This window comes from Dyella subtropica, assembly GCF_026283965.1.
Classification (GTDB): Bacteria; Pseudomonadota; Gammaproteobacteria; order Xanthomonadales; family Rhodanobacteraceae; genus Dyella_D; species Dyella_D subtropica.
On the sequence record NZ_JAPDPD010000007.1, the window covers coordinates 1 to 19,483 of the forward strand.

Consider the following 19,483-nt stretch of genomic DNA (forward strand, 5'->3'; position numbering starts at 1 on the left):
TCGCGTCGCAAGCAAGGGAGGGAGCAGGTCGTTGCGAGCTTCTAGCTCCTCCCCTTGCTTGCGACGCGAAGCTAGTCCCGTGGGACAGGGGAGGCTGGGAGGGGGTAAGCCCTTGCGACACCCTGACCAGAACCAAAAAAACGGCCCCTTGCGGGGCCGAAAGCGTTGCATTTTCAGTGGTTGGTATTACCAGGTGCGCACGTCGGACACGCTGACGGAGTAGTCCTGCATGTCGGATTCGTAGCGGAACAAACGGCCCAGGTCGAAATCCACCGACTGGCCCGGGGCGATGTTGGCGGTGCCGGCCGGCCAGCCCTGCTTGCTCTGCAGCACCTTGCCGCTGGCGTCCTTGGCTTCGATGCGCACCTGGGCAGCGGAGGCTTCGGCGCAATGGTTGGTCAGCTGGCCGCTCAAGCTCAAACGCAGGCCAGTACCGCTGCCGGACGACTTCATCTTGAAGTCCTTGATGGCGAAGTCGGCAGAGGAGCAGGCGGCGTGGGAGGCGACTGGGGCGAGCAGGAGCACGGCAACGGCGAGCAGGGTTTTCATGGGCGGCAATCCAATGGTGGGAATCGTGTAAGGGACGACGATTCAATGGATCGGCTGGGGTTGGGAAATCTTTAGAGCGGCTCCGCAAGCTTGGCTGCGTTGTCGCAAGGGCTTACCCCCTCCCGGCCTCCCCCTGCAAGCAAGGGGAGGGGCTTAAAGCTTGCATCGACGTGCTCCCTCCCTTGCGTGTCCCACGGGGACTACTTCGGTCGTAGCAGGGGAGGGCTGGGGTGGGGTGTAGCCCATCAAGTCATGCCTTGCGATCGGTGTGCTCGATAAACCACAGCCCCGCAAACACCTTCGGATCAATCGAATAACCCTCAGCCGCACGCGCGAACAGCCACGCGCCGGCTTGGCTGCGCGGCACTTCGTGCACCACGATGTTTTCGTGTTCATTGCCGCCGCCGGGGCCGACCTTCTCCAAATCCCAGGCGCGCACGAAGGCGATCATCTCCGTGCTCATCCCGGACGACGACGGACCTTCGTGGATGAATTCGAGGTGCGTGCAGCGGTAGCCGGTTTCTTCTTCCAGTTCGCGTTGGGCGGCGAGCAGGGCGCTTTCGTCATGGTGGCCGTGTTCGTCACCGACCAGGCCGGCGGGCATCTCGATGGTGTTCTGCTGGATGGCGACGCGGTACTGCTCCACGAACAGCACGTTGTCCTCGGGGGTTACCGCCAGGATGATCACCGCGCCACCGGGATGGTTGCGCTCGGCGTATTCCCAGCGACCGCGCTTGCGCAGGCTCAGCCAGCGGCCTTCATAGAGGGTTTCGACGGGATTGTTGGCGTCGGCGGGAGCGCGATGAGCAGGCATGCTTAGGGATGACCGATGGTTGGCGAAGTGGCCTGCATGTTGCCGCGCTGGTGTGACGCCTACAACCGCTCCGCCGTCAGCTCCACCGGTTCCGGCTTCACGCGCACGGCCCACATCACACCGGCGACCAACAAAGCGACGCCAGCCAAGGTCTGCGGGCCGGGCATGTGGCCGCGCAGGATGAAGGCGTAACTCAGTGCCGCCAGGGTTTCGAACACGATCAGTTGGCCGGCCAGCGCGGTGGGCAGGCGCTGGCTGGCTTCGTTCCAGCACAGCGTGCCGAGCCAGGAGGCGAACAGGCCGATCGCTGCCATCAGGCCGATGAACACGGCCGGTCGCGGGCCGAACGGCATGGCGAAGGGACTGCCGCCAACGCCCATGATCAACCACAGCAGCGCATAGCCGATCAGTGCAAGCGGCAACGTCGCCACGCCTTGTGCCGTAGCCCAGGTGCGTGGGCTGCGGTCGGGGTGATTGCGCAGCCAGTCCGCGTTGCGAAGTGGGTACCAGGTCCAGCACGCCACGGCGCCGAAGGCGAGCAGGGCGCCATAGGCATAGCGCGCGAGGTCGGCATGCGGATCGCTGCGCAGAGCGGCTAGCTCAGCCTGGTTCACGCAAGCGATCCCGGCGGCGATCAGCAGCAGCGAGGGTGCCAGCCGGCGCCAGGGCAGGTGGCCGTCGCGTTGGGCATTGCGCAGGTTGGCGCTGATCGCGATGACCACCGGCAAGGTGCCGATGATCATGGTCGGCAGGGGGCCGCCCGCGCGCTGGATGGCGCTGGCGAGACAAAGGTAATAAAGCAGGTTGCCGATGGCGACGAGCTTGAGCGCCTCCAGCCAATCGCTGCGGCTCAGGCGGCGCAGTGCGGCGCGATCCAGCCAGGCGAGCGGCAAGGCGATCAGCCCGAAGGCGAGGTAACGTCCGACCGACTGCAGTGCCGCCGGATACTCCGGCACCAACAGCGGACCGACGAAAACCAGGCCCCACATCAGGCCGGCGATAAGTGCGTAGAAGGTTCCAGTCCACATGGGGAGCAGCTTGTGCCGTTGTGCCTGTGGTGTCTTGTACCAGATGGCTTTTGGTAGGAGCGCACCCTGTGCGCGATGGCCGTGATGAGGCGCCTCTCAAGAGCCATCGCGCACAGGGGGCAACCTGCGCGAACCGTCAGCTCTGTATCAACGCCTTCAACCGCTGCCGCGTCAGCGGCCCAAAGCGAAGCCGTTCGCATAGCGCATCCATCCGTGCGGTATCACCGTTCAAGCGCAGCCATGCGTCGGCGCTAGTGGATACGGGGGCATCCAGGGCGATGCGGGTGAGGCGGCGGTAGAGGAGGGCGGATTGGCCGTGTTCGCGGAGTTTTTGTGCGCAGCTGGCGGCGCCGCGGATGCGCAGGAAAGGGATTTCGTCGACTCGTTCGAGCAGGACGTCGAGGGTGCCGAAATGGGTGAGCAGGGCGGCAGCGGTTTTGGCGCCGATGCCGGGGACACCAGGGATGTTGTCGACGGCGTCGCCGCAGAGGGCGAGGTAGTCGGCGACTTGATGGGGATGCACACCAAGTTTTTCGTGTACACCGGCGGGGCCCCAGCGCAGGCCGCGGGCGTAGTCCCATTGTTCGTCGTGTTCGCCGAGCAGCTGGCCGAAGTCTTTGTCGGCGGAGACGATGACGCTGCGAAAGCCGTGGCCGCGCAGGGTCCACAACGCGCTGCCGATAAGGTCGTCGGCTTCATAGCTGTGGTCGATCATCACCACGATGCCCAACGCTTCGGTGACTTCGCGGCACAGCACGAACTGGTGTTCCAGGTCCGGCGGCGGCAATTCGCGATTGGCTTTGTAGGGTGGGTAGATGGCGTTGCGGAACGAGGTGGTGAGCGAGGCGTCGAAGGCGACGGCGACGTGCGGCGGCCGCACGCGTTCCAGCAGTTCGCACAGGAAGCGGGTGAAGCCGTGCACGGCGTTGACGGGGTGGCCGTCGACGTCTGTGAATTCATTCGGCATGGAATGCCATGCACGGAAGACATACAGGCTGCCGTCGATCAAATGGACGGCTGGATGCGGGGCGCTCATGGTGCCCACGTGGACAGCAGGTCGGCGAGCGCAGGGCGGTCGCGGTCGGGTACGTCGATCTGCGGCGTGCCGATGTGGACGAAGCCGGTGACGTGTTCGTTCTCGGCTAGACCCAACATGGCGCCGACTTCGCGGTCATAGGCGGCCCAGCCGGTGAGCCAGTTGGCGCCGAAGCCAAGGGCGTAGCTGCCCATCAGCAGGTTGTAGGCGACGCAGCCAGCGGCCATGTTCTGCTCGATGGCGGGTGTCTTGCTGTCGGCATCGATGCGCGCGACCACGGCGACCACCAGCGGCGCGAAGGTGTAGCGATGGCGATCCTTCTCTCGATTGGATTCGGGCAGGTCCGGATTGCGCGCGATCGCCATGTCGGCCAGCCGCTCACCGAAGCGCAACTTGGCGTCGCCGCGCAGCAGGATCAGCCGGAACGGGACCAGCTTGCCGTGGTCCGGTACGCGAATGGAAGCTTCGAGCAGGGCATGCAGCGTGGCCTCGTCGGGCGCCGGTTCGCCCAGCTGGCGTGAGGGAACGGAATGGCGTTGTTGCAGCAAAGAGAGAGCGTTCGACATAGGGGAGGCGAGAGAAAAAGAAGCCATCGTACTACCAGATGCGCAGGCCGCAGCTCGCAGCTGCGCGGCTTGCCGAGCTCCTGAGCTTGGATGTTGCTGCAGGGGGTGGCTTCAGGCCGCGATCGAATCGTTTGGGCTAGAAGGGGATCGGGTTTGATTTTTGGCGGGCTGATTGGCCGCCATCAAACCGGGGTGCTCATGCACGCTGACCGATAGATAGGTCAGGGAGTCTCCGCCAGCCCTAGCCGTAGCAGCCTTCACCGGCTGTCCGCTTGCTTCCAGCGCGCGTAGATCGATGCTTTGCGTCGATATCGGACGATAGTGGTCGTCGAAGGCCACGTCGCCGGGACGCCAGCCGGCGCGACAACGGAATGCGCCCCAGCAGCGCCGCAGCGTCATCAGCTGCTGGCGGAGCATGCCGCGGCGATTGTCCGCATCCACCATCGAATCGCAGACGCCGGTAGGCCGCGCTGCCTCGCCATACAGTGCCGTGCCGAACAGGATGTCCCAGATCGGAAAGACGAAGGCGTAGTTGCAACTGTGCAGGGTTGGCCGCTCGGGATCGACCCGCATGTGATGCAGGCGATGGTAGTGCGGGTCCACCAGCAATTTCTCGAACACCGGGCCGAATCGCAGCCGGATGTTTGCATGCCCAAGGTTCTGCAGCAGTTCGCCCAGCAACACCAGCAGTGCGTAATCCGTGGGTGAAACACCAAACAGCAAGGCGACGCCGGCAATGATCAAGGCCTCCAGCATGTCATCGAGATAGTGGTCTCGGTCGTTCGACCAGCAACTGAGTTGGCGCTGGCTGTGATGCAGGCTGTGCAGCGCCCACCACCAGGGGATGGCGTGCTGCAGGCGATGAATCAGGTAATAGACGAAATCGTAGAGCGCGTAATAAACAAGAAACAGCATCACCGGATGTTTCGTCAGCCCGGGGATGCCCTGCTGGATACTGACCAGGCCGGCACTGTTGCCGTCCTCATCGCTCCCCAGCCATCGACTCAAGGGATACAGCACCAGATAGGTAAACAACGGCAACACGCCGAACAGTTTGATCAACGTGTAGCGGCGATCGATGAAGGTGGCTTGGCGTTGCTCCCAGCGTTCCACCGGCCAAACGTCTTCCAGCGGCCGAAGCACGCAGGCAATCACGCTCACTTGCACGGTTGTCAGCAAGAAGTACTGAGCTATCTCGCGAGATTGGCCCGCGAGCCAAGGGAGATGCAAGGCCAGCAGCGAAGGGTAGACGGCATGCGTGGCCGTCCAGTTCAGCGCCGCGGCCCAGGGGGCGGTTAACCCTTGCATGGCGTGATGGGGCATGAACCGAGTGTGGATTTTACTCCGGCAGACGTGGAGAAGCGTCTGCGAGTCGGCGTCCACGCGACCTTCACATCTGCTTTTGCGAAGGCGGCCAGCCGGGTGGCGCAAGGTCGTCGTGCCCCAGCTCGCAGCTGGCACGGGATCACGGAGTGACATGCCGTTACGGCGTTTCTTTGACCTACAATCGCCGTCCATATCCTCAGGCGGAGACTGGCGATGAACGTAACGAGGCGTTTCGTTGCATGGTCCTGCATGGCGCTGGCCGCGTTCTTCGCGGCGATGCCTGTGGTCGAAGCGGGCTCGGCCGCGTCATCTGCGGCCATTCATGACGGCGACTTCGTCACCAGCGATGGTGCGCACATCCACTATCTGTACGCCGGTGCGCGCGACACCGAGCCTGCCTTGGTGCTCATTCCCGGTTGGACGTTGACGGCGTCGCTGTGGCGCGGGCAGCTCGACACGTTCTCACCGTCGCGACGGGTGATCGCGGTGGATTCGCGCTCGCAAGGCGGCTCGGCGCTGATGTTGACCGGCAACACCCCGGAGCGACGCGCGCAGGATCTGCACGAACTGCTGGCGCAATTGCAGGTGAAGCGTTTCGTGATCGTCGGCTGGTCGCAGGGTGCGCAGGACGTGGCGGCGTACATTCTGCAGTTCGGTACGGCGGATCTCGCTGGCGTGGCTTTTGTGGATTCGCCGGTGTCGGCCGGGCCAGCGGAGCTGGACCTGCATAAGGAGTTCAGTCGCCAGATCATCACCGGTTTGGGCGAGTATGCCGCGCATCCCGCGGAGTACACCGAGCGCGTGATGCGCTCCATCTTCAAGCGCGAGCACCCGGAGTTGGATATGGGTGCCGTGATCGCTTCAGCACAGCGCACGCCGTCTTCCATCGGCACCGCCATGTTGGTGGCGGATATTTTCGGTACGGATCGACGGCCGGCCTTGCAGAAGATCGATCGGCCGGCGCTGGTCGTCGCCTCGGCCGAATCACCGCTGCTGGATGTGCAGAAAGAGATGGCCGCGAGCATTCGAGGGGCGCAGATGATCGCGGTGCCGGGTGCGGGGCATGCCGTGTTTGTCGATGATCCGACCACCTTCAATCGGGCTTTGCGTGAACTGCTGCGCAGGAGCCATTAGGCGTTGCTAGGGACTCTTGGAATGGCGGCACTCGCCCCTATATGTGTGCCGTCTCGATCTCGGTGACCGTGCTTGATCTCCAAGACGGCGCGCGAAATGGATCGACACGTAGAAACCCGACACAACGAGGAATGAAACGATGAGCACGAGGCTTACCTTCGCGCGCGCAGCCATAACGACCGCCCTGCTGCTGGGATGTACGGTGGGCGTCGCATCCTTTAGCCCCGTCCAGGCGGCTGCGCCGATGGCTAAGACGACAGCACCGGGTTATTACCGGATGATGCTGGGCGACTTCGAGATCACGGCGCTGTCCGACGGCACTATGCCGCTACCCGTCCAGGAGCTGCTTACCAACACGACACCCGAGAAGACGCGCCAAGCGTTGGATGCCGCGTTCCAGCCGCTGCCTTACGAGATGAACTTCAACGCTTACCTCGTCAATACCGGTAGCAAATTGGTGCTGATCGATACCGGCGCGGGCCATCTCTTTGGCAGCAACCTCGGCAAGCTGGTCGAGCGCATCGTGGCCAGCGGTTACCGGCCCGAGCAGATCGATGAGATCTACATCACCCATATGCATCCGGACCACGTCGGTGGCCTGTCGGACAACGGCAAGCGCGTCTTCGCCAATGCCGTGGTGCGTGCCGACAAGCGCGACGCCGATTTCTGGTTGAGCAAGGCCAACCTGGAGAAAGCCGCAGCCGACGAGAAGCAGCACTTCGAAGCCGCGACGGCCTCACTGACGCCTTATGTCCAGGCCGATCATTTCAAGTCGTTCAGCGGCGACACCGAGCTGGTCCCGGGTGTGCGTGCCGTCTCCCTGGCCGGTCATACACCCGGACATACCGGCTACATCGTCGAGAGCAAGGGCCAGAAGATGTTGGTGTGGGGCGACACGATGCACGTGCAGGCCGTGCAGTTCGCCCAGCCCTCCGTCACCATCCACTTCGACGTCGATAGCCATGCGGCAGAGGCGATGCGTGAGCGCATCCTGGCCGATGCCGCGAAGAACGGTTATCTCATTGCCGGAGAGCACCTTTCCTTTCCTGGCGTGGGTCATGTCCGCAAGAGCGGGGCTGGGTATCAATGGCTGCCGGTTAGCTACGCCGAGATGCACTGACGCGGCACATTGATCCGTCGAGAACGCCTCAACGCATGGGATGCGATGGAGAGCAGGTAGACGGCGCGCGGGCCTTCGCCAAAGTGAGGCCCGCGTGTGTGGACGATGCCGTTCTGAGGGGGCTTGCTCCTACCGTATGCGAGCGTCTGCTTCCGGCCGAATCCGCAACCAAAGCGGGCATTACGATACGACGCTATAGGTATTCACCACGATCGGGCCAAGCCATGGCGGTGACTATCGGCGCTTGGGAGTGTTTCTTCGCAGGCGGTTAAAGATCTCGACTCCCTGAGCTATTTTTAAGACAGAGGCCAGAGTCTTTTGGCGGCCGAAGGAGTCCATTTCCTTGGGCGATCACAACATCAAGGGGACATCATGAATTTCAGGGAAATGCATAGGCAGCCGGAGCCTTTGCTCATCTGCAACGTGTGGGATGCCGCCAGTGCCCGTGTGGCGCAGCGTGTCGGTTTTGGCGCGATTGCTACGTCCAGTTTTGCCATGGCGGCCATGCTTGGCTACGAGGACGGCGAGCAGCTTTCCTTCCAGGAGCTGCGCTATCTCGTGGCACGTATAGCTGCAGTTTCCACGTTGCCGCTTTCCGTGGATATCGAGTCTGGATACAGTCGCGAGCCAAAGGACATCGTTACCCATATTCGCGAGCTCGCCGAGCTGGGCGTCGTGGGGGTAAACATCGAGGATAGCCTTGTCGACCAGGGACGCAGCTTGGTGAATGCCGAGGCATTCGCCGAGATCCTGGCCAAAGTGAAGGCAGGACTGCAAGCTGCCGGCTGCGATGTTTTCCTCAATGTTCGCACGGACCCTTTTCTGCTGGGCCTCGACGGCGCGCGTGCCGAGACGGTACGGCGCGGCGCCCTGTATGCACAGGCGGGTGCCGATGGGCTCTTCGTCCCCTGTATCGTGCAAAGCGAGGACATTGCGGCGATAACGAAGGCCGTGCCTTTGCCCATCAATGTACTCAGCCGGCCACAGCTGCCTTCCTACGCGACCCTGCAGGCCTTGGGCGTCAAGCGGGTCAGCATGGGCAATGCGCTGTTCGATCACCTGCAGGACAACCTGCAGGCGCGCCTGTCGGAAATCCACGAGCACCGAACTCTTGCATCGATATTTGAAGTAGCCAGTGCCTGCTAAGGCAGGCCGTTGCGAAAGTTCAGCTTAATGCGCTTCAGTGACCTGCTCAGTCACGGCCAGAGCCGGGGTCAGGTCGCGCTTTTCTTATGCCAGTTCATAGTAAGGGGCTGAGGCAAAGCCTCGGCCCCCGGTTTTGAAGTCGACTGCGTGCGGGAACGCCCGCCCGTTTCCAGGGGCGGGTCAAGTGGCTAATGGCTGGACGCGAGATCCGCATTCTTGTTTACCGCTTTGAGGTAAAGCAGGCCGTCTCTTCCCACTGTGAGGGTCATCATGCTGCTGGTCGTTACGACGTAAGCCTGCCCCCAATGCTGGAGGGAATCTCCCAGTAGTTTCACGAGATGCATTTTGGAGGGCCCACCGCACTCCTTGGACATCGAATAGGTGAGCTTCCCTACTTCCAGCCAATTGTCGTGTTCGTAGCGATAGACCCCGGTCATGGATTCGCAGCCGTCGCTGATCGTGATCTGATCGGTGGTAAACGATAGTCGAATGGGATGCTTCCAGTCGCGGTCTTCGGCCGTGAACGGACGACCTCCGCGGTCCACGATCCAGTCGTAGTTGCCGAGCTGCCGAGTCGATGCGGTGGGCACCGAGCTACCCGTCGCGGGGATAGGATCAGGCCCCTTGTGTCCCGTGGAAACGCATCCGGCGAGTGCTATGGCTGACAACCCAGCTGCAAGTATGGTCTTCATACCGTCCTCTCCATTTGAAGCGGCTGACTGTGACGCTACTCGGGAACGCCAGCCAAGGAAGCTAGCACCGGCCCATCTCAGAGATACCCGCGACCCCGTGAGCTTTCGCGCACTGCCTTGCTCCTATTCGCAAGCGGCGGGCTCCTCTCCCCATCTCTCTGGTCGTCTATCTGTTGAGTGTGTGGCTACTGAGTCCGCTACACATTTTCGTTATGGCCATGAAGCAACCCTCAAGCCAACACCGGTAACCGAAACGACCCCGGCAACAACGCATCCACGGTGGTTTCCTGCACCACGCCCTGCAGGTTGGCGAGCAGCACTGGCATGGCTTCGTCGCATAGCTCGGCCATCACTTGGCGGCAGGCGCCGCAGGGGCTGATGGGGCCTTCGGTGTCGCCGATGACGGCGAGGCGGGTGAAGTCGCCGGGTTTGTAGCCTGCGGCTACAGCAGCGAACAGGGCGGTGCGTTCGGCGCAGTTGCACAGGCCGTAGGCAGCGTTCTCGACGTTGCAGCCGAGGAAGTGGCGGCCGTCGTGGGTGAGCAGGGCGGCGCCGACCCGGAAGCGGGAGTAGGGGGCGTAGGCTTGCTCGCGTGCTTCGCGGGCCAGGGCGATCAGGGGATCGGAAACGTGTGGCACGGGCATGGGGATCTCCATGGTGGGACCCCTGGGTATCGGTGCGCGAGGCGCCATTCCGATACCGGCGGTGGGCCAGTCTAACCCTGTCGCCATGACAGAGGGCAAGTGGCCGGCGCGGGCTATGCGGACTGTGAGGACAGGCTCTACGATGCACGGACCTTTCCGCAGGGGATGCACGATGCCGATCACCGTGGCCGCATTGCGAGAAACCGCCGCCGGCGAACGGCGTGTGGCGATTACGCCCGAAGTGGCGAAAAAATTACGCGGCAAAGGGCTGCGCGTGTTGCTGGAGCGCGATGCTGGCGCGGCCGCTGGTTTTCCCGATGGCAGTTATGTGGACGTGGAGTTCGCCGATGCCGCCAGCGTGCAATCGCAGGCGGATCTGCTGGCCTGCGTATTGCCGCCGGATGATGCGGTATGGGGTGGCTTGCGCGAAGGCACTGTGGTGGTGGGGCAGTTACGGCCTTACGGCGCCGCGGCGCGCATTGTGGCGATGGGCAAGTGCAAGTTGACCGCGTTCTCGCTGGAGCTGTTGCCGCGTACCACGCGTGCGCAGGCGATGGATGTGCTGAGTTCGCAGGCGGCGGTGGCGGGTTATCGCGCGATGCTGATTGCAGCGGAATCCGCGCCGAAATTTTTCCCGATGCTCACCACCGCGGCCGGCACGATTCGGCCTTCCCGCGTTCTTGTGATCGGCGCCGGCGTTGCCGGCTTGCAGGCGATCGCCACCGCACGACGGTTGGGTGCGCAGATCGAGGGTTACGACGTGCGCCCCGAAACGCGTGAGCAGGTGGAGTCGCTGGGTGCGAAGTTCCTCGACCTCGGTGTGAGTGCGGCCGGCAGTGGCGGCTATGCGCGCGAGCTGTCGGCCGAGGAGCGCGCCGCGCAGCAGCAGGCGCTGGCGGAGCATTTGAAGGCGGTGGACGTGATCGTCACCACCGCGGCGGTACCGGGCCGGCCTTCACCGAAGATCCTCACGACAGCGATGGTGGATGGCATGAAGCCGGGTGCGCTGATCGTCGATCTCGCGGCGGAAGGCGGCGGCAATTGCGAGCTGACCCGGCCGGGCGAGCGCGTGGAGCATGGCGGGGTGGTCATCCTTGGCCCGTTGAATCTGCCGGCGGGTGCGCCGCTGCATGCGTCGGAGATGTATGCGCGCAACGTTTACAACTTCGTCGAGCTGCTGGTGCAGGACGGTGCGTTGAAGCCTGACTTCAACGACGAGCTGGTGGCGAAGAGTTGCGTGACTCATGGTGGCGAGCCGCATTTCAAGAACTAAGGCGGTTGCACCAAGCGGCCCCGAACGGGTTGCAGAAAAAAGCCCCGCATCGCGGGGCTCTTTGTTGGGTCAACGGCCGTGCGGCGGTGGGCGGCGGGGCGGGATGTTGTTCTGCTGGCGGAACTGGCGCATCAGTTGCTGGCGTTGTTCCTGCGGCAGTTGCTGATAGCGTTGGTAAGCCTTGTGCACCTGTGCGCGCTGCTCCGGCGACAGCTGCTGGAACTTGCGCATGTTCTCGCGTGCCTGGTCGCGCTGCTCGGGCGTCATCTGCTGCCACTGCTCGATGCGCTTGCGGATTTCCTGCCGGCGTTCCGGCGGCAGCGTGCTCCACTGTTTTACGCGTTCAAGCATATGGGCCTGCCGGTCCGGCGGTAGCCCGTTCCAGTCTTTTTGCATCGGCCCCAGCATGTCCTTCTCGGTGGGCGAGAGACTTGCCCATGGATGCGGCGACGGAGATGGGGCGCCTGCGGGCGGCGACGGAGGCGGCGGCAACTGTTGCGCCCACGAGGGGGCGGCAACGCTGCCGAACAGGCCGGCCAGTAGCAGGGACAGTGCGAAGCGAGTCGGGTGCATAGGAATCAACGGCCCGCCTGACTGTCGTCGTTGGTCGCCAGCCAGCCGTAGAAGTCCAGGTTCTGTACCAGGGTGGGGTCGGCGGCGCTCGGGTCGGGCGGCAGATCGCCGTCCACTTCCACCGCGACGGTGCTGGCGGATGACTCCGGTGCCTGTGCGTTGGGGTACATCGGCGACCACATCATCAGTGCCGCAAAAGCGACGGCGGCAAAGGCGCTGGCGGGTACCAGTACGCGGGTGAAGCGTGGATGCGCAGGGGTGCTTGCGGCAGCCAGCGCTTCCCGGCGGGCGGCACGAAGCCGGCCGGCCGTGACCGGGTCGATGCGCCGGCTGGCCTCGCGATACAGCGTGCGGGCGCGGCGTTCCAGGTTGTTGTCAGGCGCATTCATCGCCATTCCTCCAATTGGTCGCGCAGGTTGTGCATGGCGCGCGACAGATGGGTTTTCACGCTTCCTTCGGAACATCCCATGGCCTGGGCCGTTTCGGCGACGTCCAGACCCTCCAGCACGCGCAGCATGAAAGCCTCACGCTGGCGTTGGGGCAGTTTCTTCACAGCGGCCGCCATGTCGGCGTACGACTGGGCGTCCTGCAGGCGATCCAGCGGGCCGGGGCCGTTGTCGGCGGGCTCCCAGGCCGGCAGTTCGTCGCCATCGTCATCGCGTCCACCACCGAGCCAGCCGACCACGATCGAGCGCACCTTGCGCCTGCGCTGCAGATCCACGATGCGGCGGCGCAGGATGCCCCAGAACAGCGGCGTCCATTCTTGTGCGGGTTTGTCGCGGTAGTTGCGCACCAGGCGCAGCATGGCGTCTTGCACGGCGTCCATCGCGTCTTCCCGGTGGCCGAGGTTCATTTCGGCCAGACGGAAGGCGCGGCGTTCCACTTGGGCCAGGAAGGCGTCCAGCGAGGTAGGTACCGCGCGGGTGTCTTCGACCAGCAGTTCGGTATCGAGGGTGGAGACGACGCTGTTCACGGCGAGGTCGTCCGGTTCGTCGGAGCGGGCATCCGGGGACTCCATCGGGTCGACTCCAAGCATCAACGCGGCAGGCTCGCACGGGTTGACCTGCAACCGTATGATGCGCCGACAACAACGGGTTGGCAGGGAGGGGTCATGATCGACGGGTTCCTGGCGCTTTATATCTTTATGCTGGCCGCGTTTACCGGCTACGAGATCATCGCGAGAGTGCCGGTGATCCTGCACACGCCGTTGATGTCGGGTTCGAATTTCGTACACGGCATTGTGCTGGTTGGCGCCATGGTCGCGCTAGGGCATGCGGAAACTTCGTTTGAAATTACGATCGGCTTTCTGGGCGTGCTGCTGGGCGCGGGCAACGCCGCCGGTGGCTACGTGGTGACCGAGCGGATGCTGGAGATGTTCAAGTCCAGCAAGCCCGCTGGCGGCAAGGAGGCCAAGTGATGGCCTGGTTGCCGATCCTGATCAAAGCCTGTTATTTCCTCGCCGCACTGCTGTTCATCCTGGGTCTGAAGCGCATGAGTTCGCCGCGCACGGCGCGTGGCGGCATCGTGTGGGCGGGCGTGGGCATGCTGGTGGCGGTGCTGGCCACGCTGGCCTTGCCGGATATCCATAACCGCAGCTTGATTCTTGTCGCCGTGCTGATCGGCGTCTCGGCCGCCTGGTGGTCCGGCCGTCGCGTGGCGATGACTGCCATGCCGCAGATGGTGGCGCTGTACAACGGCATGGGTGGCGGCGCGGCGGCGGCGATCGGCGCCGCGGAGCTGATCAGCTATGCCAACAGCAGCATCACCTTGCTGGACGGCGGCCAATTCACTGCCGACGGAGCCACGCCCGGAACGGCGCAGCTGGCGCTGGCGGTGCTGGGCGCCTTGATCGGTGGCGTGAGTTTTTCCGGTTCGCTGGTTGCGTTCGCCAAGCTGCAGGGCTGGCTGGACAAGCGTTTCGTGTTCCCCGGCCAGCGCGCAGTCAACTTGCTGGTGCTGGCGGCGGCCGTGGCTATGGGTGTGGCACTGGTCTGCGGGCAGTTGAGCCTGCCGGTGATCGCGGCGTTCTTCGTGTTGGCCTTGCTGTTCGGCTTGATGATGACGTTGCCGATCGGCGGCGCCGACATGCCGGTGGTGATCTCGCTGTACAACGCCTTCACCGGTTTGGCGGTGGCGTTCGAGGGATTCGTGCTGCAGAACGAGGCGATGATCATCGCCGGTACGGTGGTGGGTGCGGCCGGTACCTTGCTGACGCAGTTGATGGCGAAGGCGATGAATCGTTCGATCGGCAACGTGCTGTTCGGCAGCTTTGGTGCGACTGGCGTGGCGGCGCAGGAAATCGGCGGCAGTCAGAAGCCGATCGAGGCCAATGATGCCGCCGTGATGATGGCCTATGCCGAACGCGTGGTGATCGTGCCGGGTTACGGCATGGCCGTGGCGCAAGCGCAGCACAAGGTGTGGGAGTTCGCGCAGCTGTTGATGGCGCGTGGGGTGAAGGTGAGGTTCGCCATCCACCCGGTGGCGGGCCGCATGCCTGGGCATATGAACGTATTGCTGGCGGAGGCTGGCGTGCCCTACGACCTGATCGCCGACATGGATGACATCAATCCGGAGTTTCCCGCCACCGATGTGGCGCTGGTGATCGGCGCCAACGATGTGGTGAACCCGCTGGCCAAGACCGATCCGGCGTCGCCGATCTACGGCATGCCGATCCTGGATGTGGCCGCCGCGAAGCACGTGATCGTGGTCAAGCGCGGCAAGGGCACCGGCTTTGCCGGCATTGAGAACGCGCTGTTCTACGCCGACAACGCGCGGATGCTTTATGGCGACGGGCAAGCCGCGGCGGGCCAGTTGGTCACCGAGCTAAAGACGCTCGATAAATAGAGACACTGTAGGAGCCCACCCTGTGGGCGAAAGCCCTGCGTTAGCAGGGCCGCTGTCCTGCCGGTGCGGTCCCTCAAGGGCCGTTTCATTCGGGCCATCCCTGGCCCTCACCCTGCGTGCGGCTTGCGCCGTGCAAACCGGCTGTCCTGCCGGTTTGTCGCGCACAGGGTGCGCTCCTACAGGGGATTCAGGGCTTCGTGCTGGGCTTGACCGACCAGGCTGCGTAGGCGGCTAGCGCCATGCCGGCGGCATACCAGGCAAGGTCGCTGGGCGTCGCGGCAAGCCGGGTCAATGCCAGCAACAGGCTGGCGCCGGCGGTGCGAAGCGCATCGACCAAGCCCAAGCCCATGCTGCCGGCGATGCGTGCGGCTGCGGTGAGCATGCCGACATAGATCGATGCGGTGGCTGTTGCGAGAGCGGCCAGTACGGCGGCGCCGCGAGGGTCAGGGCGTACCCAGCCGCGCATGGCCCGGCCCAGCAGCCAGCCGATGGGCAAGGCGAGCCATGGCAGCGTGCGCTGCATATAAAGCGTGGGAAGCATCCAGACAGCGCCGGCGGCCATGCCCAGCATGAGGGCGCTAACTAAGGCGAACAGGTTGGCAAACAGGGCACGTGCGCTCATAACGGGCGAGCGCAGGAAAGCTTGGCTGGCACGAAGGGATTCCCGCAGGTAAAGCGCCGATGATAACGCGGCCGAGGCTTCCGGCTGACCGTTCCTGGCTTGAGATTGTCCCCCGCCGACCTGATTTGAGGAGCGGGCAATGCTGTTGGCCGGCATAATAGGCAGCTTGGCTCGGCGTCTTGCCGTGCCTTTCGATAGCGATTCGCAGGATCGGCATGAGCGGTTTCAGTCTTAGCAGCGAACCTTTCACCCTGGAGCGTGACTGCGAGGCAGTCATGGTGCCGCAGGGGGAAACCGTCAGCTTGCCGGCCGGGCAGGTTGGCTACATCACCCAGGCGCTAGGCGGCAGTTTCACTGTGTACGTGGAAGGCAACCTGTTTCGCGTCGCGGGCAAGGACGCGGACGCGCTGGGCAAGGTGCCGCCCCCGCCGATCGAGCTGGCCGAAGATGCCAGCGATGCCGACGTCGAGAAGCTGGTGTGGCAGCAACTGCGCACGGTGTTCGACCCCGAGATTCCGATCAATGTGGTCGAGCTGGGTCTGGTCTACGACGTGAGCCTGGAGCACGCGGCGCCGGAAGGTGGCGACCAGGGCAGCCGCAAGGTCTACGTGAAGATGACGCTCACCGCGCCCGGCTGCGGCATGGGCGACATCCTGGTGGACGACGTGCGTACCAAGCTGGAGCTGATCCCCACCGTGGCCGAGGCCGATGTGGATTTGGTGTTCGATCCGCCGTGGAACCATTCGATGATGTCGGATGCGGCGAAGCTCGAAACCGGCATGCTCTGAGAGCCTTCGAACAGGCTCTGAGCACTACCTCCAAGCGCCCGTCACTGGGCGCTTTTTTGTGCGCGCCGACACGGAATGAGTCGTGGCCCTGGCGAGGCGGCCCGCGCGCGATTGGCGCGAATGAAACCTTCCTTCAGGAACGGTTTATCTCTGCCGGAAGCCAGGGGCATGAGCGTTCAGTTTCAAACGCAAGAAATGGCGAATGGTATATCGACATGCCATTTAGACATTTAGACGACCGGGTCACAGGCAGCATGAAATCACGTTGGCTATGGAGATGGCTGCGTTTTATTTTGCGATTTAAATCGCAATTTATTGCTTTTGCACCGTGGGGTATTAGGCCTACAAAAGGTCATTTCTGGTGACTGTTTAAGCGCATTGACGAATAGGAAGGCTGCACTTAGCGTCGATAAATCCGCCAGCGGGGAGGTTGACGGATGATCCTGCTACGACACGCCGTGTGGTTTTCGGTGTCGTTGCGAAAAGCCAGTCCAGGCACGGCTGCGTCAGGAATGACCAGGGGAAGTCGTGACTCGGACGTTCAACGGATCGCAGGACAAATGCACTAATCCGGAGCCGTGTAATGCACGGCATTTCTCATGGGGCCACGTGGCCGCATCGGGCCCGTTTGTCCCAAAAAAATGTCTGGGGAGTTAGGAATGACCAGTCGCAAATATTCGTGGGGAGTTACCAAGGGTTATCGCAAGGCTTTGCTGCCGCTCGCCGTTTCGATGGCGATGCTGGCGGGTACAGCCCAGGCGGCGACCGATACGTGGGTGAACACCAAGACGCATCCGGCCATGCAGAAGGCCGCCGCACCCGCCGGTACGTCCACCGTTTCCGCCATGGCCGCGAGCAATTCGTCGTGGACCTTGAACATGCGCGGCAACCCAAGCGTGGCCGGCTCGCTGGTGACGCCGTTGGAGCAGAGCAAGCCGCTGCACGTCGCCGTCAGCCTGAAGCTGCGCAATGCCGATCAGCTGCAGCAGTTCCTGCATGAGCTGGCCACGCCGGGCAGCGCGCACTACGGCAAGTACCTCACGTCGGCCCAGTTCAAGGCGGCGTACGCGCCGACCGAGCAGCAGGTGCAGACGGTGGTGGCGCATCTGCGCCAGGCTGGCTTCTCCAACATCACCGTGGCACCGAACAACCTGTTGATCGAAGCCGACGGCCATGCTGGCAACGTGCAGGCAGGTTTCCGCACCACCATGAAGCAGTTCGACTTCCGCGGTCGCCAGCACTTCGCGAACGACGGCGAGGTGCTGGTGCCTGCGGCACTGGGCGATACCGTGAACGCGGTACTCGGTCTGCAGGACGTCAGCGTCAAGCACACCATGTATCACTTCATCAAGCCGAATACGGCGGGTGACTTGCATACCAACGTCACCACCCAGGCCACCGGCACCATCACCAGCCACAACCCGACGGAGTTCGCGTCGATCTACGACGCCGGCAGCACGCCGACTGCATCGCAGACCAAGGTGGGCATCATCACCTGGGGTGACATGACCCAGACCCTCAGCGATCTGAACACCTTCACCACCAACGCAGGCATAGCGGCGGTCAACACGCTGGTGGTCAAGACCGGCAATAGCGCTTATGCCGATGACCCCAACGGCGACGGCGAATGGGATCTGGACAGCCAGAGCATCACCGGTACGTCCGGCGGCGTGAGTCAATTGATTTTCTACACCGCGCCCAACTGCGATGCGAACGACAGCTGCCTTACCGACGCCGCCATCACCGCTTCCTACAATCGCGCGGTGACCGACAACGTGGTCAAAGTCATCAACGTCTCGCTGGGCGCAGACGAGACTGCCGCGCACAACTCCGGTACGCAGGCGTCTGACGACACGGTGTTCCAGCAGGCCGTGGCACAGGGCCAGACCTTCTCGATCTCCTCTGGCGACGAAGGCGTGTACGAAACGGAGCACGGCGTGCTCACCGATACGTCGGGCACGGTCACGGCCAACCTGAGTGCGTACTCGGTCAGCGAGCCGGCGACCTCGCCCTACGTAGTGGCCGTGGGCGGCACCACGCTGTCCACCACCAACGGCAACGTCTGGGCCGGCGAGACGGTGTGGAACGAGGGTCTGGCGCAGGTCAGCGCTACCGACACGCGTCAGCGCCTGTGGTCGACCGGCGGCGGCGTCAGCGTGTTCGAGAACGCGCCGGCCTGGCAGACCACCGCGCTGGGTTCATCGGTGACCAAGCGTGTGCTGCCTGACGTGGCGTTCGATGCCGCGCAGTCCAGCGGTGCGCAGATCGTCTACCAGGGCAGCGTCGCGCAGATCGGCGGCACCAGCCTGGCCTCGCCGATCTTTGTCGGCGTGTGGGCGCGTCTGCAGTCCGCCAACAACAACAGCCTGCCGTTCCCTTCGTCCAAGATGTATGCGGACTTCCCGAACCATCCCGAGCTGCTGCACGACGTCACTTCGGGCAACAACGGCTACAACGGCTACGGCTACAACGCGGCGGCGGGTTGGGACTACACCACCGGTTGGGGCAGCCTGGACATCGCCAAGCTCAACGCCTTTGCGGCGGCGAACTGGGCACCGGGCGGCAGCACGGGTGGTACGCCGACGGCCAACTTCGGCTTCACCACCAGCGGCCTCACCGCGAACTTCACCGACAGCTCCACCGATAGCGGCGGCACTATTTCGTCGCACTCGTGGACCTTTGGCGATGGCGGTACCTCCACCGCCACCAGTCCGAGCCATACGTATGCGGCCGCCGGCACTTACAGCGCGACCGAAACGGTAACCGACAGCGCCAACGGCAAGACCAGCAGCAAGACGGCGTCGGTGACGGTCAGCGGCGGTGGCGGTCCGACGCAGTTGCTGGGCAACACCGGCTTCGAAACCGGTGCGGCGGCGCCGTGGTCGATCAGCTCAGGCGCGCTGTGCAGCAACAGCACCTGCAGCGGTGAAACCGCGCATGCCGGCAGCTGGTTTGTGTGGCTGGACGGTTATGGCAGCACGCATACCGACACCTTGTCGCAGCAGGTCGCTATCCCGGCCGGCAAAACCTCGGCCACGCTGACGTTCTATCTGCACATCGACACGGCCGAGACCACCACCACCACCGCGTACGACAAGTTGAACGTGCAGGTGCTCAACAGCAGCGGCACCGTGCTGAAGACGCTGGCTACGTACTCCAACCTCAACGCGGCGTCGGGCTATGCCCTGCGTACGTTCGATCTCAGCGCCTACATCGGCCAGACCGTGACCCTCAAGTTCACGGGCACCGAAGACGCATCGCTGCAGACTTCGTTCGTGGTCGACGACGTCAACTTGAACGTGCAGTAAGGCTTGCTTGAAATGAAACA

General features: G+C 63.6%; 20 protein-coding genes. 8 read left to right on the forward strand and 12 right to left on the reverse strand.

Going from position 1 to position 19,483, the window contains the following annotated elements; genetic code table 11:
- Positions 1–186: 186 nt before the first annotated feature.
- The 6 genes from OUZ45_RS07330 to OUZ45_RS07355 all read right to left on the reverse strand — a co-directional run bounded on the left by OUZ45_RS07330 (position 187) and on the right by OUZ45_RS07355 (position 5,301).
- The gene (locus OUZ45_RS07330) at positions 187–549 is read right to left on the reverse strand and encodes a hypothetical protein (protein ID WP_266169292.1); all 363 of its coding nucleotides are present in this window, start codon (positions 547–549) and stop codon (positions 187–189) included.
- A gap of 250 nt (positions 550–799) precedes the next feature.
- Positions 800–1,363, reverse strand: a complete 564-nt coding sequence (locus OUZ45_RS07335) for an NUDIX hydrolase (RefSeq protein WP_266169293.1) — start codon at positions 1,361–1,363, stop codon at positions 800–802.
- 59 nt (positions 1,364–1,422) lie between these two features.
- The gene (locus OUZ45_RS07340) at positions 1,423–2,391 is read right to left on the reverse strand and encodes a DMT family transporter (protein ID WP_266169294.1); all 969 of its coding nucleotides are present in this window, start codon (positions 2,389–2,391) and stop codon (positions 1,423–1,425) included.
- Between the two features lie 136 nt (positions 2,392–2,527).
- Positions 2,528–3,427 carry a 5'-3' exonuclease gene (locus tag OUZ45_RS07345; protein ID WP_266169295.1) on the reverse strand — a complete coding sequence of 300 codons (900 nt, stop codon included), beginning with the start codon at positions 3,425–3,427 and terminating at the stop codon, positions 2,528–2,530.
- Positions 3,424–3,993 carry a nitroreductase family protein gene (locus OUZ45_RS07350; protein WP_266169296.1) on the reverse strand — a complete coding sequence of 190 codons (570 nt, stop codon included), beginning with the start codon at positions 3,991–3,993 and terminating at the stop codon, positions 3,424–3,426. Before OUZ45_RS07350 ends, OUZ45_RS07345 begins: the two co-directional genes overlap by 4 nt.
- Before the next feature lie 111 nt (positions 3,994–4,104).
- Positions 4,105–5,301, reverse strand: a complete 1,197-nt coding sequence (locus OUZ45_RS07355; RefSeq protein WP_266169297.1) for a sterol desaturase family protein — start codon at positions 5,299–5,301, stop codon at positions 4,105–4,107.
- A 231-nt stretch (positions 5,302–5,532) separates the two neighbouring features.
- On the opposite strand from OUZ45_RS07355, the gene OUZ45_RS07360 reads away from it, so the two are divergent.
- The 3 genes from OUZ45_RS07360 to OUZ45_RS07370 all read left to right on the forward strand — a co-directional run bounded on the left by OUZ45_RS07360 (position 5,533) and on the right by OUZ45_RS07370 (position 8,719).
- The gene (locus OUZ45_RS07360; protein WP_266169298.1) at positions 5,533–6,453 is read left to right on the forward strand and encodes an alpha/beta fold hydrolase; all 921 of its coding nucleotides are present in this window, start codon (positions 5,533–5,535) and stop codon (positions 6,451–6,453) included.
- Positions 6,454–6,592: 139 nt separating this feature from the next.
- Entirely contained in the window at positions 6,593–7,573 is a 981-nt protein-coding gene (locus OUZ45_RS07365) for an MBL fold metallo-hydrolase (RefSeq protein WP_266169299.1), read from the forward strand.
- Between the two features lie 318 nt (positions 7,574–7,891).
- Positions 7,892–8,719: an isocitrate lyase/PEP mutase family protein gene (locus OUZ45_RS07370; protein WP_266169300.1), complete on the forward strand. Its 828-nt coding sequence runs from the start codon at positions 7,892–7,894 to the stop codon at positions 8,717–8,719.
- Positions 8,720–8,907: 188 nt separating this feature from the next.
- Here the strand turns inward: OUZ45_RS07370 and OUZ45_RS07375 are convergent, their stop codons facing one another.
- Positions 8,908–9,411 (reverse strand): META domain-containing protein, encoded by a 504-nt coding sequence (locus OUZ45_RS07375; RefSeq protein WP_266169301.1) that lies wholly within the window; start codon positions 9,409–9,411, stop codon positions 8,908–8,910.
- 230 nt (positions 9,412–9,641) lie between these two features.
- Positions 9,642–10,055, reverse strand: a complete 414-nt coding sequence (gene cdd / locus OUZ45_RS07380) for a cytidine deaminase (protein WP_266169302.1) — start codon at positions 10,053–10,055, stop codon at positions 9,642–9,644.
- A gap of 172 nt (positions 10,056–10,227) precedes the next feature.
- Here cdd and OUZ45_RS07385 point away from each other — a divergent pair, with 172 nt between their 5' ends.
- A complete protein-coding gene (locus OUZ45_RS07385) occupies positions 10,228–11,328 on the forward strand; it encodes an NAD(P) transhydrogenase subunit alpha (RefSeq protein WP_266169303.1) in 1,101 nt (366 codons plus the stop codon).
- Positions 11,329–11,397: 69 nt separating this feature from the next.
- On the opposite strand, the gene OUZ45_RS07390 is transcribed toward OUZ45_RS07385, so the two are convergent.
- Genes OUZ45_RS07390 through OUZ45_RS07400 form a run of 3 tightly spaced genes read right to left on the reverse strand, consistent with a single transcriptional unit; the run spans position 11,398 to position 12,919 of the window.
- A complete protein-coding gene (locus OUZ45_RS07390; protein WP_266169304.1) occupies positions 11,398–11,901 on the reverse strand; it encodes a DUF3106 domain-containing protein in 504 nt (167 codons plus the stop codon).
- A 5-nt stretch (positions 11,902–11,906) separates the two neighbouring features.
- A complete protein-coding gene (locus OUZ45_RS07395; protein WP_266169305.1) occupies positions 11,907–12,290 on the reverse strand; it encodes a hypothetical protein in 384 nt (127 codons plus the stop codon).
- Positions 12,287–12,919, reverse strand: a complete 633-nt coding sequence (locus tag OUZ45_RS07400; RefSeq protein WP_266169306.1) for an RNA polymerase sigma factor — start codon at positions 12,917–12,919, stop codon at positions 12,287–12,289. The genes OUZ45_RS07395 and OUZ45_RS07400 overlap by 4 nt, the downstream gene beginning before the upstream one ends.
- A 93-nt stretch (positions 12,920–13,012) precedes the next feature.
- On the opposite strand from OUZ45_RS07400, the gene OUZ45_RS07405 reads away from it, so the two are divergent.
- Both OUZ45_RS07405 and OUZ45_RS07410 read left to right on the forward strand, forming a co-directional pair.
- Positions 13,013–13,318 carry an NAD(P) transhydrogenase subunit alpha part 2 gene (locus OUZ45_RS07405; protein ID WP_266169307.1) on the forward strand — a complete coding sequence of 102 codons (306 nt, stop codon included), beginning with the start codon at positions 13,013–13,015 and terminating at the stop codon, positions 13,316–13,318.
- Positions 13,318–14,745, forward strand: coding sequence for an NAD(P)(+) transhydrogenase (Re/Si-specific) subunit beta (locus OUZ45_RS07410; RefSeq protein ID WP_266169308.1), 1,428 nt, complete (start codon positions 13,318–13,320; stop codon positions 14,743–14,745). The genes OUZ45_RS07405 and OUZ45_RS07410 overlap by 1 nt, the downstream gene beginning before the upstream one ends.
- Positions 14,746–14,932: 187 nt before the next feature.
- Here OUZ45_RS07410 and OUZ45_RS07415 read toward each other — a convergent pair whose 3' ends face one another.
- Positions 14,933–15,367, reverse strand: coding sequence for a hypothetical protein (locus tag OUZ45_RS07415; RefSeq protein WP_266169309.1), 435 nt, complete (start codon positions 15,365–15,367; stop codon positions 14,933–14,935).
- A 215-nt stretch (positions 15,368–15,582) separates the two neighbouring features.
- Here OUZ45_RS07415 and sufT point away from each other — a divergent pair, with 215 nt between their 5' ends.
- On the forward strand, positions 15,583–16,155 hold the full coding sequence (sufT, locus tag OUZ45_RS07420) for a putative Fe-S cluster assembly protein SufT (RefSeq protein ID WP_266169310.1): 573 nt from the start codon (positions 15,583–15,585) through the stop codon (positions 16,153–16,155).
- A gap of 659 nt (positions 16,156–16,814) precedes the next feature.
- A complete protein-coding gene (locus tag OUZ45_RS07425) occupies positions 16,815–19,463 on the forward strand; it encodes a protease pro-enzyme activation domain-containing protein (RefSeq protein WP_266169311.1) in 2,649 nt (882 codons plus the stop codon).
- The last annotated feature ends 20 nt before the right edge of the window (positions 19,464–19,483 follow it).